The organism is Streptomyces sp. NPDC058665 (assembly GCF_042714995.1).
Lineage (GTDB): Bacteria > Actinomycetota > Actinomycetes > Streptomycetales > Streptomycetaceae > Streptomyces.
The window spans coordinates 32,539-47,175 of record NZ_JBHXRX010000025.1 but is presented as its reverse complement, the minus strand read 5'-3'; the positions used below and the strand labels follow the sequence as shown (position 1 = coordinate 47,175).

Annotated in this window: 13 protein-coding genes; 8 read left to right on the top strand and 5 right to left on the bottom strand. The window is 70.6% G+C overall.

The window, feature by feature from the left end; translation table 11 throughout:
- Nucleotides 1–31 precede the first annotated feature (31 nt).
- Both ACFWV8_RS18310 and ACFWV8_RS18305 read right to left on the bottom strand, forming a co-directional pair.
- The gene (locus tag ACFWV8_RS18310) at nt 32–1,342 is read right to left on the bottom strand and encodes a sensor histidine kinase (RefSeq protein WP_384202818.1); all 1,311 of its coding nucleotides are present in this window, start codon (nt 1,340–1,342) and stop codon (nt 32–34) included.
- A 147-nt stretch (nt 1,343–1,489) separates the two neighbouring features.
- On the bottom strand, nt 1,490–3,706 hold the full coding sequence (locus ACFWV8_RS18305) for an MMPL family transporter (RefSeq protein ID WP_384202816.1): 2,217 nt from the start codon (nt 3,704–3,706) through the stop codon (nt 1,490–1,492).
- A 301-nt stretch (nt 3,707–4,007) separates the two neighbouring features.
- Here ACFWV8_RS18305 and ACFWV8_RS18300 point away from each other — a divergent pair, with 301 nt between their 5' ends.
- Both ACFWV8_RS18300 and ACFWV8_RS18295 read left to right on the top strand, forming a co-directional pair.
- The gene (locus ACFWV8_RS18300) at nt 4,008–5,210 is read left to right on the top strand and encodes an NAD(P)/FAD-dependent oxidoreductase (protein WP_384202813.1); all 1,203 of its coding nucleotides are present in this window, start codon (nt 4,008–4,010) and stop codon (nt 5,208–5,210) included.
- Nucleotides 5,211–5,220: 10 nt separating this feature from the next.
- Nucleotides 5,221–6,159 (top strand): sigma-70 family RNA polymerase sigma factor, encoded by a 939-nt coding sequence (locus ACFWV8_RS18295; protein WP_384202809.1) that lies wholly within the window; start codon nt 5,221–5,223, stop codon nt 6,157–6,159.
- A 96-nt stretch (nt 6,160–6,255) separates the two neighbouring features.
- Here ACFWV8_RS18295 and ACFWV8_RS18290 read toward each other — a convergent pair whose 3' ends face one another.
- Both ACFWV8_RS18290 and ACFWV8_RS18285 read right to left on the bottom strand, forming a co-directional pair.
- Complete coding sequence (locus tag ACFWV8_RS18290; RefSeq protein ID WP_384202807.1) at nt 6,256–6,879, bottom strand: hypothetical protein; 624 nt, start codon at nt 6,877–6,879, stop codon at nt 6,256–6,258.
- Between the two features lie 133 nt (nt 6,880–7,012).
- Entirely contained in the window at nt 7,013–8,632 is a 1,620-nt protein-coding gene (locus ACFWV8_RS18285; RefSeq protein WP_384202804.1) for a family 20 glycosylhydrolase, read from the bottom strand.
- Between the two features lie 266 nt (nt 8,633–8,898).
- On the opposite strand from ACFWV8_RS18285, the gene ACFWV8_RS18280 reads away from it, so the two are divergent.
- From ACFWV8_RS18280 to ACFWV8_RS18255, 6 genes are all read left to right on the top strand, one after another.
- On the top strand, nt 8,899–9,537 hold the full coding sequence (locus ACFWV8_RS18280; protein ID WP_384202802.1) for a 2-oxo-4-hydroxy-4-carboxy-5-ureidoimidazoline decarboxylase: 639 nt from the start codon (nt 8,899–8,901) through the stop codon (nt 9,535–9,537).
- A gap of 169 nt (nt 9,538–9,706) precedes the next feature.
- Entirely contained in the window at nt 9,707–10,087 is a 381-nt protein-coding gene (gene sdhC, locus ACFWV8_RS18275) for a succinate dehydrogenase, cytochrome b556 subunit (protein ID WP_329382768.1), read from the top strand.
- 4 nt (nt 10,088–10,091) lie between these two features.
- Nucleotides 10,092–10,583 carry a succinate dehydrogenase hydrophobic membrane anchor subunit gene (locus ACFWV8_RS18270; protein WP_384202799.1) on the top strand — a complete coding sequence of 164 codons (492 nt, stop codon included), beginning with the start codon at nt 10,092–10,094 and terminating at the stop codon, nt 10,581–10,583.
- A 21-nt stretch (nt 10,584–10,604) separates the two neighbouring features.
- Nucleotides 10,605–12,359, top strand: a complete 1,755-nt coding sequence (sdhA, locus tag ACFWV8_RS18265; RefSeq protein ID WP_384202796.1) for a succinate dehydrogenase flavoprotein subunit — start codon at nt 10,605–10,607, stop codon at nt 12,357–12,359.
- Entirely contained in the window at nt 12,359–13,138 is a 780-nt protein-coding gene (locus tag ACFWV8_RS18260; protein WP_384202793.1) for a succinate dehydrogenase iron-sulfur subunit, read from the top strand. Before sdhA ends, ACFWV8_RS18260 begins: the two co-directional genes overlap by 1 nt.
- Nucleotides 13,139–13,334: 196 nt before the next feature.
- The gene (locus ACFWV8_RS18255; RefSeq protein WP_384202790.1) at nt 13,335–13,859 is read left to right on the top strand and encodes a hypothetical protein; all 525 of its coding nucleotides are present in this window, start codon (nt 13,335–13,337) and stop codon (nt 13,857–13,859) included.
- On the opposite strand, the gene ACFWV8_RS18250 is transcribed toward ACFWV8_RS18255, so the two are convergent.
- Complete coding sequence (locus ACFWV8_RS18250) at nt 13,846–14,634, bottom strand: nucleotidyltransferase domain-containing protein (protein WP_384202787.1); 789 nt, start codon at nt 14,632–14,634, stop codon at nt 13,846–13,848. The genes ACFWV8_RS18255 and ACFWV8_RS18250 overlap by 14 nt on opposite strands.
- Nucleotides 14,635–14,637 lie beyond the last annotated feature (3 nt).

Genomic DNA, 14,637 nt, shown 5'->3' with positions numbered 1-14,637 from the left:
ACGGGACGCTTCTCCGTGGGTGCCGGGGTGGTCATGCGGGACGCTTGCTCGTGGGTGCGGAGCGGGTCTCGATCACGAAGCGGGCCTGGACGGTCCAGCCGCCGCGGTCGTTGGGCCCCGCGGTCACGCTCCCGCCGTACAGGGCGGCCCGCTCGCGCATGCCGACCAGGCCGCGGCCGTCGTCGTTGGCCCCTGCGCTGAGCGCCGGTCCGGTGTCATCGACTGTGAGGTGTACGGCGGAGTCGTCGGCGGTGATCGTCACCTGGGCGGCGGTCTCGGCCACCGCGTGCTTGAGGGTGTTCGTCAGGGCCTCCTGGACGACGCGGTACACGGCGAGCTGGAGGCCGGGCGGCAGGTCCGTCCGGTCGCCCTCGGTGCGCAGCGTGACGGCGGGGCCCGCGGCGCGTACCCGCTCCAGCAGCGGACCCAGGTCGCTGAAGCCCGGCTGGGGGGCGAGCGGGGTGCCCTCGGCCGCGGTCCGGTCGTCGTCGCCGATGACGGCGAGCAGGCGGCGCAGTTCGGCCAGGGCGCCGCGGCCGCTGTCGGCGATGATGCGCAGGGTCTCGGCGCCCCGTTCCGGTTTCGCCTCGGTCAGTCCGGCGGCACCGCTCGCGAGGCCGACGATGACGGCGAGGGTGTGGCCGAGGATGTCGTGCATCTCGCGGGCGACCCGGGCGCGTTCGGCGGCGACGGCGAGCCGGGCCCGCTGGTCGCGCTCCACCTCCAGGCGTACGGCGCGTTCGTGCAGGGCTCTGATGTACGCGTTGATCACCCGGGCGACCAGGCCCGCCGCGGCGACGGCCGCCACGAGGGCCGCCTGGACGAGCGCCAGCACCCAGGTCTGCAGGGCCATCTCCTGTCCGTCGCCGCGGACGACGACGGACAGGGCCGTCTGCGCGACCGCGATCCCCAGACAGACCGCGAGCTGGACGGGCCGGCCGGCGCGGCCCACATTGAGAAGCGCCATCACCCGCGCGGACTCGGAGCCCGTGTTGGCGTCCAGGGAGAGTGCCACCGCGGAGACGGCCGAGGCGAGACCGAAGATCAGGATGGGGCGCTGCTGCCGCCACAGCAGCGGGACGCAGAAGGCGGCCATCAGGGCGAGCAGCACCGGTAGGCCGGGCCCCGGGCCGTCGTCCGCGTTCTGCAGGGCCGGGATGCCGATCAGCACGCAGAACAGCGGCACGCCCAGGCGCCTGAACCACGGACTGTTCCGGTCCGCCCGCATGGTCCGCCTGAGCATGCGCACGATCAGGACGTCCGAGCGCCGCCCCGCCCCGCCCAGCAGCGCCTCGGGCGCGAACAAGGAGCCCGACGCTTCGGCCGCGGTCGGTGTGGTCACGTCGTACGCCCTCTCGGTACGTGTACCGCCCGCCGGTCCCCGGGGGGAGTGGACCGGCGGGCGGGGCGGTTGGTCACGGCGGCGGTGCGGACCGCGAACGGGCGGTCTTCGGGCCGTACGCCCTGCCCCGGATCGTACGGCGGCCGCTCAGCCCTTCCCGATGGGTACGCGCTCGGGCTCCGCCGCGCTCCGCGAGGACCCGTCCAGCAGATGCCGCAGCTTCTCGCCCTCCACGTCCACGTTGGGCAGCAGCCGGTCCAGCCGGCCGGGCAGCGACCAGGCACGGTGGCCGAGCAGCGCCATGACCGCGGGAACGATGGTCATCCGCACCACGAACGCGTCGAAAAGGACCGCGGCGGCCAGGCCCAGGCCCATGGACTTGATGATCGCGGTGTCGCTGAAGACGAACCCGGAGAAGACGGCGATCATGATGACCGCGGCTGCCGTCACCACCCGGGCTCCGTGCCGGAAACCGGCGACGACCGCCTCCTTCGGCTCGGCCCCGTGGACGTACTCCTCCCGCATCCGGGTCACCAGGAAGACCTGGTAGTCCATGGCGAGGCCGAACACCACACCGATCATGAAGATCGGCAGGATGCTCACAACCGGGCCGGTCTGCTCGACCCCCAGAACGTCCGCGAACCAGCCCTTCTGGAAGACCGCGACGACGACACCGAGGGTCGCGAGGATGCTGAGCAGGAAGCCGACGGCCGCCTTGAGCGGGACCAGGACCGAGCGGAACACCAGCATCAGCAGGATCAGCGCCAGGCCGACGACCACGCCCAGATACGGGACCAGGGCGTCGCTCAGCTTGTCGGAGATGTCGATGTTGAGGGCGGTGGGGCCGGTGACCATCAGCTCGGCGCCGGTGTCATCCCGCAGGTCCGCGCTCCGGTCGCGCATGTCGGAGACGAGGTCGACCGTCTCCTCGCTGCTGGGCGCTGAGACCGGGACGGCGCGGATCAGCGCCACGTCACCGCTCTCGTTGAAGGCGGCGGGGCTCACCGAAGCGACGTCCGGAAGAGTGTCGAGCAGCGCCACCGCCTCCTCGACCGCGGCCTTGGGGTCGGCGCTGCCGCGGGTGTCGACCACGACCGACAGGGGGCCGTTGTAGCCGGGGCCGAAACCGTCGGCGATGGTGTCGTAGGCGATGCGCTGGGTGCTGCCGGGGGTGGCCGACTCGTCGCCGGGCATGCCCAGTTCGAGCGACAGGGCCGGGGTGGCGAGCAGCAGCAGACCGGCGACCGAGGTGACGAGGACCTTCACCGGATGGCGCAGCACGAACTTCGACCAGCGCACGCCCGTGGAATCGCGCTCCCCGCGCTCGACGGCCCGCATCCGGCGCGACGTGAGCCTCCCGGTCGTGATCCGGCGTCCGGCGAAGCCGAGGATCGCGGGGAGCAGCGTGAGGGCGACGATCACGGCGACGACCACGGCGAACGCGGCGCCGAGCCCGATGTCCGTGAGGACCTTGATGCCGATGACGCTGAGCCCGGCCAGCGCGATCACCACGGTGAGCCCGGCGAACACCACCGCCGAACCGGCCGTGCCGAGTGCCCGCCCGGCGGCCTCCTCCGGCGTGTGACCGTCCTTCAGCTCACCCCGGTAGCGCGAGACGATGAACAGGGCGTAGTCGATGGCCACCGCCAGGCCCAGCATCAGTGCCAGCGTGCTCGTGTTGGAGCTGAGGTCGACGACCGAAGTGGCGAGAGTGATCGAGACGATGGCCAGGCCGACGCCGAACAGTGCGGTCAGCAGCGGCAGTCCGGCCGCGACCAGCGAGCCGAAGGTGATGACCAGGACGACGGCGGCGATCAGGATGCCGATCAGCTCGGTCGTGCTCTGGTGGGGCTGCTCGGCGACGGCCGTCCCGCCCATGCTGACCCCGAGGCCGGCCCGCTCGCCCTCCGCGGCGATGTCCTCCAGGTCCGTGCGGGCCCGGTCGCTGACGTCGGTGTCGCCGACTTCGTAGGTCACCTGCGCGTAACCGATCGTGCCGTCCTCGCTGACGGTGCCGCTGGTGTACGGGTCGGCCACCGTCTTCACCTGGTCGGCCTTGCCGAGGCCGGCCACCAGGGACTCCACCTCGGCCTTGTGCGCGCCGGACGTCAGCTTCTGCCCGTCCGGCGCCTCGAAGACCACCCGGGCCGTGGCCCCGTCGGCCGAAGCCTGCGCGAACTCCTCGTTCAGCAGGTCCAGCGCCTGCTGGGACTGAGTGCCGGGGATGCTGAAGGTGTCCGTCGTCTTGCCGACCACCCCCATGGCGCCGATGCCGACGACGGCCAGCACGGCCAGCCACAGCGCGAGGACGAGCCTTCGCCGCCGGAATGAGAACCGGCCGAGCCGGTAGAGGAACGTGGCCACGGAGAACTCCCGGGGGGCGTACGGAGGACGGGACAGGGCCGCGATCGGCCCGCACTCCACGCTAGGAACGCCTCAGCGCCGTCCGTTGGGTCCACGGAGGCGAACAGGACGGACGGCAGCGGTACCGCGGTGCCACCCGGGGCTCCTCCTCAAGATGTACGCGGGCCCCGGTCGTCCTCTCCAGCCCCACCGCCGTACCGGCGATCAGGCCGGACCGGTGACCCGCCTCACACTCGGCTCCTGTCAGCAATCGCCGGGCCATCTCGTTCAAGGGGCACGCGAACGAGACAGGAGCCACGCCATGAAGCACCGAATCGTCGTACTCGGCGCCGGGTACGCCGGGGCCTTCGCCGCCGGGAATCTGGCCCGTCGGCTCTCGCCCGCCGACACCGAGATCACCGTCGTCAACGCCGCGCCCGAATTCGTCGAGCGGATGCGGCTCCATCAGCTCGCGGTCGGCCAGGACATGGCGGTCCGCAAGCTCGCCGATGTCTTCGCGGGCACCGGGGTGCGGCTGCGGCTGGCGCGCGTCACCGGGGTCGACCCCCAGCGCAGGACCGTAGCCGTGACCGGCGAGGAGGGCGCGGAGAGCAGGGACAGTGAGCTCGCGTACGACACGCTTCTCTACGCGCTCGGCAGCTCCGTCGCCCACCATGGCGTGCCCGGCGTGGCCGAGCACGCATTCGATGTGACCGGGCGCTCCTCCGCGCTGCGGCTGCGCGAGCGCCTGGCCCGGCTGGACGCGGGCGGCACCGTGCTCGTCGTGGGTGAAGGGCTGACCGGTATCGAGACCGCCACCGAGTTCGCCGAGTCCCGGCCCGACCTCTCGGTCGCGCTCGCCGCCCGTGGCGAGCTGGGCGCCTGGCTCTCCCCGAAGGCCCGCCGTCATCTGCGCCGGGCCTTCGATCGGCTCGGTGTCACCGTCCACGAGAACACCCGCGTCGAAGCCGTCGAGCCGACCCGGGCCGTCGCCGCCGACGGCACGTCCATCCCCGCCGACGTGACCGTGTGGTCGGCCGGGTTCGCCGTGCACCCCATCGCGGCCGCCAGCGGTCTGGAGGTCGCCGAGACCGGCCAGATCGTCGTCGACCGCACCATGCGCTCGCTCTCGCACCCGGACGTCTACGCCGCCGGTGACTGCGCCTACGCGATCGGCGAGAACGGCCGGCCGCTGCCGATGTCCTGCGCATCGGCCGGCTTCACCAACATGCAGGCGACCGCCGCGATCATCGCGCGCCTGACGGGCGACGAAGTCCCGGCCACCGGGCTGAAGTACCAAGGCAACCACATCAGCCTCGGACGGCGGGACGCGATCATCCAGATGGTGGACAGGGACGTCCGGTCGAAGTCCTGGTATCTGGGCGGCAGGACCGCCGCGCGGATCAAGTCGGGCATCCTCAATGGGGCCGGATGGAGCATCGCCCACCCGACCTTCGGCATGCCGAAGCGCCGCCGACGTCTGGCCACCGCGCCCGACCGGGCAGCCGTACAGGTCGCCGCTTAGGCTCATCCGTATGGAGAGCGCGGCCATCGATCGGTTCGAGGCCAGCCGGGGCCGGCTGGCCTCGCTCGCGTACCGTCTGCTCGGCTCGGCCGCCGACGCCGAGGACGCCGTCCAGGACGCGTTTCTGCGCTGGCAGGCCGCGGACCGCGGACGGGTCGAGGTGCCGGAAGCCTGGCTGACCAAGGTCGTCACCAATCTCTGCCTCGACCGGCTCCGCTCCGCGCGGGCGCGCCACGAGCGGGCGGCCGGTGACTGGCTGCCCGAGCCGCTCCTCGACGGCGACCCGATGCTCGGCCCCGCCGACACCTTCGAGCAGCGCGAATCGGTGTCCCTGGCCGTACTGACCCTTCTGGAACGCCTCTCGCCGGTCGAGCGGGCCGTCTACGTCCTGCGTGAGGCCTTCTCGTACAGCCACGCCGAGATCGCCGGGATCCTCGACCTCACCGAATCCGCGAGCCAGCAGCATGCCCACCGGGCCAGGACCCGGGTCGCCGCCGAGCGCCGCCGCGGCGGCGAAGCCGACCCCGCGTCCGCGCGCCGGGTCGTCGAGGAGTTCCTCGCCGCCGCCGCGTCGGGGCGCACCGACCGGCTGGTGGAACTGCTCACCGACGACGTGACGGCCATCTCTGACGGCGCCGGACTGGCCAAGCGGCTGATGCGGTACAAGACGCCCGAGCGGGTCGCGTCCTTCGTACGGGCGGGCTTCAAGTCCACCCCGGCGAAGCGGCGGTTGGTGGGCGGCTCGCCCGCGATCCATATCGCGCGGGTCAACGGCTCCCCGGCCGTCGTCGCCGTACTCGAAGGACGAGTCGTGGGCGCCGTGGCGCTCGAAGTCAGCGACGGCAAGGTCGCGTCGCTGCGGGGCATCGCCGCGACGGACCAGCTCACGCGCCTCAACAAGGCCTGGCAGCAGCACGAACCCGAGGCGCCGGTCATCAGCGCGTGGTGACAGGAGTCGGAGAAGCGGGAGTCGGAGGGACGGGTGTCGGAGAGGCAGGAGTCGGAGCGCGTACGGCGCCCACAACTCCCCACCGCGCCCGCGACGTCAGCCCTGCGCCCTCGCCCGGCGGGAGACAACCGCGCGCAGCACCCGCTGGCCCTCGGTCGAGAGGTCGAGCGCCTGGCGCAAGCCCGCCGCGCCGGCTGTTTCGGACAGGATCTCCAGGATCTGGATCTGCCGGCGCAGTTCGCCGGTGACCAGTGGCCCGGCGGTGAACGGGCCGATGCCGGGTCTGCCTTCGTCGCCTTCGGCCACTCCCGTACGGCAGCGTTCGACCCAGTCGCTGTACGCGCCGTCCGCTGCCGTGCCCGGCGCGCCGATGGTCCGGTCGCCCACCACGTCGAACTGCTGGTGGATCTCCAGGGCCACCACCGAGCAGCTGTCGGACCAGGCGCGCAGCGGTTCGGCCGCCCACTCGGATGGCGCGGCGGCGAGCATCTTCCGTACGAGGAGGGCCGTTTCGTCGTTGATGACGGCCGCTTCCATGGCTTCCCTGGCCGCCGCGAGGCGCGGGGCCCAGGTGTCGGCGCCGTCGGCGATGCCCGCCCAGAGCGGGCGCAGGACCTCGCCTTCGTCGGCGAGCAGCGGCAGGCAGCGGTCGAGGCAGGCGACCCCGCTCGCGGCGAGCCCTCGCTCATCCGCCTGAACGATCAGTTCCACCAGGCTCATTCACGTCTCCCGTCGCGGGCAGAATACTGCTCATTAAAGCGCCCGGCGGCTGAAAAACGTCACGGATGGCTCAGAAAGTTAGGTTCGGTTCGTGCGGAAGACCCGCCCAACGACCGCTACGTCCCCAATCGGGCTACTCGGTCACCTTGTTCGCCAGCGCCCTGAACTGGGGCCAGGTGAGCGACGGTTGGACCGGGTTCCACACCTTCTGCGACATCGCCGCCAGTGGCAGCCGGATCCCGGCCGCCACCTGGTCCTGGGTCTGCGCGTTCGCGATGTCGCCCCAGACCGCGAACCGCGCGCCGAGGATCTGCTTCGAGTACTTCCGGGGCACCGGGGTCGTGCCGCGCAGGACGAACGGGGTCCACTGCTCGTAGATCCGCTGCCCGGTCGGGTACACGAAGTTGTTCGGCTGGCCGAGCACGTAGTAGAGGAACTCGTCGTTGAGGTTCACCACCGGCCGGCCCTCGCGCAGATAGTCCAGCGGGGGCCGGGCGCCGATCTCCCTGCCCGTCCAGTAGTTGACCTGGAGGTCCTGGTCGGCCTTGACGACACCGCCGGCGAAGAAGCCGTCGTTCCAGGCCTGGACGTCCCGCTTCTTCGGCCGGACCACGGCCGCGCGGTCGTTCATCCAACCGGTCGCCAGATCCTGCACCGTGGCGTCGGCGCCGTACTTCTTCCGTGCGGCGGCGGCCAGTTGGGGGAAGGACGCCTCGGGGTTCCGGACCACGAGCGCCTGGTATTCATCGGCACCGATGTGCCAGAACGGCCCGGGGAACAACGTGTCGTACTCACGCAGGAGTTCGTCCACGATCTTCGCGGCGGCGGGCTTCGAGATGTCGATGGCCCCGCGGGTGATCTGCCCGTTCGCGTTCCGGAGCTGGAGCTCGGGATGGGGTGCCATGACGGCGCCCAGATGCCCCGGTGAGTCGATCTCCGGGATGATCGTGATGTGCAGCCGGCTCGCGAGGGCGATGATCCCGCGGACCTGGGCCTTGGTGAGGTGCTGCTCCGAGACGATCTCGGGGTGGGTGTCCGAGGCGATACGGAAGCCCTGGTCGTCGGAGAAGTGCAGGCCCAGCTGGTTGAGTTTGAGGTCGGCCATCTCGCGCAGCCGGTCCTCGATCCAGCCGGGTGTGTAGTACTTGCGCGCGATGTCCAGGTTGAGTCCGCGCTGCGGGCGGTCGGGCCGGTCCCGTACGACACCCTCCGGTATCGCGCCGTCCGCGAGTACGGACTGCTTGAGCGTGCGCGTCCCGTAGAAGACCCCGGCCTCGTCGGGTCCGGCGATCCGGACGCGTCCTTCGCGTGCGGTGAGGGTGTACGACTCGGGGCCCGCCTGCTTGCCCGACTCCAGGGCCAGTTCGACGTCACCGGCCTTGGCCGCGACCGCGCCCCGGTAGTCGATCTTCAGCTCCGACGCGAGGAGCTTGCCCTCGTCGGCCAGCTTCCCGCTGTTCTTCGCGATGACGACGCCGCTGTTGCCGCCGGGACGCCAGCCGGGGCCGCGGGCCGCTTCGTGCTCCCGTACGGAGGGCACGGTGCGCGGCGCCTTCGAGAGCGCGAAGCTGCCCGAGGGGGTGGGTGCGGCCGGGCGGGTGTCGGACCGGGCCGACGACGCGTCGGCGGAGGTGCCCGTCGGCGCACCGCGGTCGGAGGGGGTGGTGTCGGACCAGGCCACCACCGTGAGGGTGACGGCGGCCGCCACGACAGCGGCGCCGCCCACCAGAGTCCCCGGGGAGTTCCACCTCATGCGTGACCGTCCCTGGTAGGAGAAATAGGAAGGAAGTAGGGCGAACGTCCCATGTCCACGCCCATCGCGCGAGCCGAAGACGTCACGTCCGGGTGAAATTCGCGCATCTGTCGGGCGCCCGCCACCTGCCCTCGATAGCGTGACGAAACATTCGTCTCGCCCTTATCTGCCTTCACTTCCGCCACCACTCCTGTCACCTCCTGTCACCCGTTCGGCCGCCTGTCCGGAGTCGCCGGCTGAGCCTCCGGCCCTGGGCCGCCCGAGCCGTGACGCCGCGTCCGAGGAGCCCCACGCTGTCCAGCGATTCCCACGCCGGTCTGGCACGCTTCAACGCCGCCCCGGCAGACACCGTCGAGAACGCGCTGCTGGCCTGCTGCGGAAACCGCCGCTGGGCCCGCCGGCTCGCCGACCACCGCCCGTACCCCACCGTCGACGCGCTCCTCGCCGCCGCGGACGAGGCGAGCTACGACCTGTCCGGGGCCGACCTCGCCGGCGCCCTGGCCCATGAGACGTCCCCCGGCCCGCACCACGGGGCGCCGCTCGCGGCCCGCACCGCGCTGCGGGCGGCACACGCGGCGTACGAGAGCGGTTTCGGCCACGCGTTCGTCATCAGTCTCGACCGCTACCGCCCCGAGGAACGTCTGAACCAGATGCTGACCAGGATCCGCGAGAGGCTGGCCCACGACCCCGACGAGGAACGCGCGGTCGCCGCCGACGAACTGCGCCGGCTCGCGCGATCAAGGGTCGCACGCCTGGTGAATCACGCCGGACACGAGCCCGGCGGCCACCCCGGCGGCCGCCCCGGCCTCCCCCCGGCGCCGCGCCGAGCGGAAGCGCCCGCTCCCCGCGTTTCGCAGGAATCGAACGACTACGGCCGTCCGGATAGCCCGTCCGTGGCTGTTTGACCACCTGTTTGATCACACGAGCGGGCCCCCGGGCAATCGAGCCGACAAAGCGTCGCTACGATGGCCAGGGCCGGTGGACCGTACCCGGCCGGGCGCGACCGACACCACTGTGCTTCATCGAGTAGAAGATGGCGGCCGGCCCCGATCCCCGCTCCCGGAGGGCTTTTCCGTGCCGGCTGGAACGCTGTACCGCGGCCGGGAAGGAATGTGGTCATGGGTGGCTCATCGAGTCACCGGCGTCGCCATCTTCTTCTTCCTGTTCGTCCATGTGCTGGACACCGCACTCGTCCGCGTCTCCCCCGAGGCCTACGACGATGTCGTAGCGACCTACAAGACGCCCATCGTCGGTGTACTGGAATACGGCCTCGTGGCCGCCGTCCTCTTCCACGCGCTCAACGGCCTGCGCGTCATCGCCGTGGACTTCTGGTCCCAGGGCGCGCGCTATCAGAAGCAGATGCTCTGGAGCGTCCTGGGTGTCTGGCTCGTCCTCATGCTGGGCGCCATCTACCCCGTACTCGGCCATGCCGCACGCGAACTCTGGGGGAGCTGACCCGATGTCCGCAGACACCACCGCGACCGGCTCCACGGCCGCGATCAGTCCCGTCGAGAGCGTGAACGTCTTCGACGCCGACCACCCGGCGCCGCTCATCGAGCCGCCGCGCAAACGCACCGCGAAGACCCCCAAGGCGACGCGCGGCAACTTCGAGATGGCCGCCTGGCTGTTCATGCGCCTGTCCGGCGTCGTCCTCGTCGTCCTGGTCGTCGGCCATCTCCTCATCCAACTGGTGCTGGACGGCGGCGTGGCCAAGATCGGCTTCGCCTTCGTGGCCGGCCGCTGGGCGTCCCCGTGGTGGCAGACCTGGGATCTGCTGATGCTGTGGCTGGCGATGCTGCACGGCGGCAACGGCATGCGCACGATCATCAACGACTACGCGGAGCGTGCCAACACCCGCCTGTGGCTCAAGGGCCTGCTGTACACCGCGACGGTGTTCACCATCCTTCTGGGCACGCTGGTGATTTTCACCTTCGACCCGAACATCCGCTAAGGCCCGGGGCTGACGAGAGCAATGAAGATCCATAAGTACGACACCGTCATCGTCGGCGCCGGCGGCGCCGGAATGCGCGCGGCCATCGAGTCGACCAAGCGCAGCCGTACCGCCGTGCTGACGAAGCTGTATCCCACCAGGTCCCACACGGGCGCCGCGCAGGGCGGTATGGCCGCCGCGCTCGCCAACGTGGAGGAGGACAACTGGGAGTGGCACACCTTCGACACGATCAAGGGCGGCGACTACCTGGTCGACCAGGACGCCGCCGAGATCCTGGCGAAGGAGGCCATCGACGCGGTCCTGGACCTGGAGAAGATGGGTCTGCCGTTCAACAGGACGCCGGACGGCACCATCGACCAGCGCCGCTTCGGCGGCCACTCCCGCAACCACGGCGAGGCCCCGGTCCGCAGGTCCTGCTACGCGGCGGACCGCACCGGCCACATGATCCTCCAGACGCTCTACCAGAACTGCGTCAAGGAGGGCGTGGAGTTCTTCAACGAGTTCTACGTCCTCGACCAGTTGCTCGTGGAGATCGGCGGCGTCAAGACGTCGGCGGGCGTGGTCGCGTACGAGCTGGCCACCGGCGAGATCCATGTCTTCCAGGCGAAGTCGGTCATCTACGCGTCCGGCGGCACCGGCAAGTTCTTCAAGGTGACGTCCAACGCGCACACGCTCACCGGTGACGGCCAGGCGGCCTGCTACCGGCGCGGACTGCCGCTGGAGGACATGGAGTTCTTCCAGTTCCACCCCACGGGCATCTGGCGCATGGGCATCCTCCTTACGGAGGGCGCCCGCGGTGAGGGCGGCATCCTCCGCAACAAGGACGGCGAGCGCTTCATGGAGAAGTACGCGCCCGTCATGAAGGACCTCGCCTCGCGTGACGTGGTCTCGCGGTCGATCTACACCGAGATCCGCGAGGGCCGCGGCTGCGGTCCCGAGGGCGACCATGTCTACCTCGACCTAACGCACCTGCCGCCGGAGCAGCTGGACGCCAAGCTCCCCGACATCACCGAGTTCGCGCGTACGTACCTGGGCATCGAGCCGTACACGGACCCGATCCCGATCCAGCCCACCGCGCACTACGCGATGGGCGGCATCCCGACCAACGTCCAGGGCGAGGTCCTGCGCGACAACACGACGGTCGTGCCCGGTCTGTACGCGGCCGGCGAGGTCGCGTGCGTGTCGGTGCACGGCGCCAACCGTCTGGGCACCAACTCGCTGCTCGACATCAACGTCTTCGGCAGGCGCTCGGGGATCGCCGCCGCCGAGTACGCGGCCAAGCACGACCATGTCGAACTCCCCGAGAACCCGGCCGAGCTGGTCGAGGCGCAGGTCGAGCGGCTGCGCGAATCGACGGGCGACGAGCGGGTGGCGGACATCCGCCGTGAGCTCCAGGAGACCATGGACGCGAACGTCATGGTCTTCCGCACCGAGCAGACGATCAAGACGGCCGTCGAGAAGATCGGCGAGCTGCGCGACCGCTATCTGCGGGTGTCCATCCAGGACAAGGGCCGGCGCTTCAACACGGATCTGCTGGAGGCCGTCGAGCTGGGCAACCTGCTCGACCTGGCCGAGGTGATGGCCGTGTCGGCGCTCGCCCGCCAGGAGTCGCGCGGCGGTCACTACCGCGAGGACTTCCCCAACCGGGACGACGTGAACTTCATGCGCCACACCATGGCGTACCGCGAGGTCGGCGACGACGGCACGGAGTCCATCCGTCTCGACTACAAGCCGGTCGTCCAGACCCGCTACCAGCCGATGGAGCGTAAGTACTGATGGCAACACCCCTGCTGGACAAGGTCGAGGACGACACCGAGGCCTCGCCGTACATCACGGTCACGCTGCGGATCCGCCGCTTCAACCCCGAGATCTCCGACGAGTCCCGCTGGGAGGACTTCTCGATAGAGATCGACCCCAAGGAGCGTGTGCTCGACGCGCTCCACAAGATCAAGTGGGACGTCGACGGTTCGCTGACCTTCCGGCGCTCCTGCGCGCACGGGATCTGCGGCTCGGACGCGATGCGGATCAACGGCAAGAACCGGCTCGCGTGCAAGACGCTGATCAAGGACATCACGTCGTTCGACAAGAAGACCGGGGCCACGAAGCCGATCACGGTCGAGGCCATAAAGGGCCTGACGGTCCTCAAGGACCTGGTCGTGGACATGGAGCCGTTCTTCCAGGCGTACCGCGACGTGATGCCGTTCCTGGTCACCACCGGGAACGAGCCGACGCGCGAGCGGCTCCAGTCGGCGGAGGACCGCGAGCGGTTCGACGACACCACGAAGTGCATCCTCTGCGCGGCGTGCACGTCGTCGTGTCCGGTGTTCTGGAACGACGGGCAGTACTTCGGCCCGGCGGCCATCGTGAACGCGCACCGGTTCATCTTCGACTCGCGTGACGAGGCGGGCGAGCAGCGTCTTGAGATCCTCAACGACAAGGATGGCGTGTGGCGTTGCCGCACGACGTTCAACTGCACCGACGCCTGCCCGCGCGGTATCGAGGTCACCAAGGCGATCCAGGAAGTGAAGCGCGCGCTGATCACACGGCGCTTCTGAGCGCTCGGCATCGGCGGCGGGCGCCCGACGCCGACGCCCGGTGCCAACGCCCGGCGCCCGCACGCGCGGTGAGGGCCCGTTTCCGTACAAAGCCGTAACGGCCCGTACGGTGCGGGCCCTTTCTGTGCCAGGATTCAGCCAGGGATGCCCCGAACGGGGGCCCTGGACCAAGCAGCAGCAGGGGAAGCGGGGAGACATGAGCCAGCCGAATCCGAACCCGAATCCGGACGGGGACGGGGCCTATGGATGGGGCCCCACCCAGCCCGGCTACGGCTATCCCAACCCGGCGCCGGGGTACGGCTATCCCGGTCAGGGCAGCCCGGCGTACGACCCGACGCTGGCCGGCGGACAGCTCGTTCCCACGTCCGGGGGCGGCCAGCCGCTGGTGTCGATCGGGGACATCACCGTCATGAACGACGGCATCGTCACGCCGTCCGGCACGCTGCCGCTGCGCGGCGCGGTGTGGAACGCGACCGACATGTCGCGGACGGAGGAGAAGATCCCGACGCACGCCATCATCCTGGCGGTCATCTTCTTCCTCTTCTGTCTGCTCGGTCTGCTCTTCCTCCTGATGAAGGAGAAGAAGACCACCGGGTTCATCCAGGTCACGGTGACCAGCGGCGGCAAGCACCACTCGACGATGCTGCCCGCGACCGGTCCGGACAGCTTCCAGATCGTCATGGGGCAGATCAGCTACGCCCGTTCGCTCAGCACGATGTGACGGTGGAGGGCGCGGCGCCGCCGGGGGCCGTGCCTTCGGGGGCGGTGCGTCCCGGTGCCGCACCTTCGCGTGGCGTGCCTTCCGGCCAGACCGTGACCGCGCGCCGGCGGTAGCCGTCCCGCTCCGACTCCTCCACGGAGAAGGTGACGGCCTGACCCACCGTCGGCTCGGTGTAGTCCTCACCGGCGACGGCGGAGAAGTGCGCCCACACGTCCTCGCGGAGGTTGGCTGCGTCCAGCACGCCCCACCCCTCCGCCTCGTGCCACGCACGCACCCGCCCGGCCAGCGGGACGCCGAAGCGGTGGTGCAGGGCCAGCACGTCCCGCTCGTCGTCCTCTCGGAGCGCGTATCCGCTGTGCGAGACGATCTGGTACTCCGCCGTGCCGCAGCCGACCCGGCGGCCCCGGACCCGGCCGCTACCGGTCAGCGAGCCGACCGGAAAGGGCAGCCCGCCTGCCCCGTGCACCAGGGCGCCGTGCTCGTCCGTCCGGGTGGCGCCCAGGTCCACCGCGCGGACGTCGACCGTTCGGCCGGTGTCGTCCACCAGCACCTGGCTGTACGGCCCGTCCTCGCGCAGCAGCCTGAAGCCGTGGTCGCGCATCGTCCGTTCGTGGTGGGCCAGGCTCTCGGCGCGTACGACGATGTCCAGGTCCTCGTGGGGACGGGTCTGCTCGCACAGGAGGGCGTCGACGCCCCAGCCGCCGTCGAGCCAGACCTCGACGCCGGCCCGGTCGAGCAGATCCAGGACGGCCAGCACATCCTCCGCGCGCATCATGGG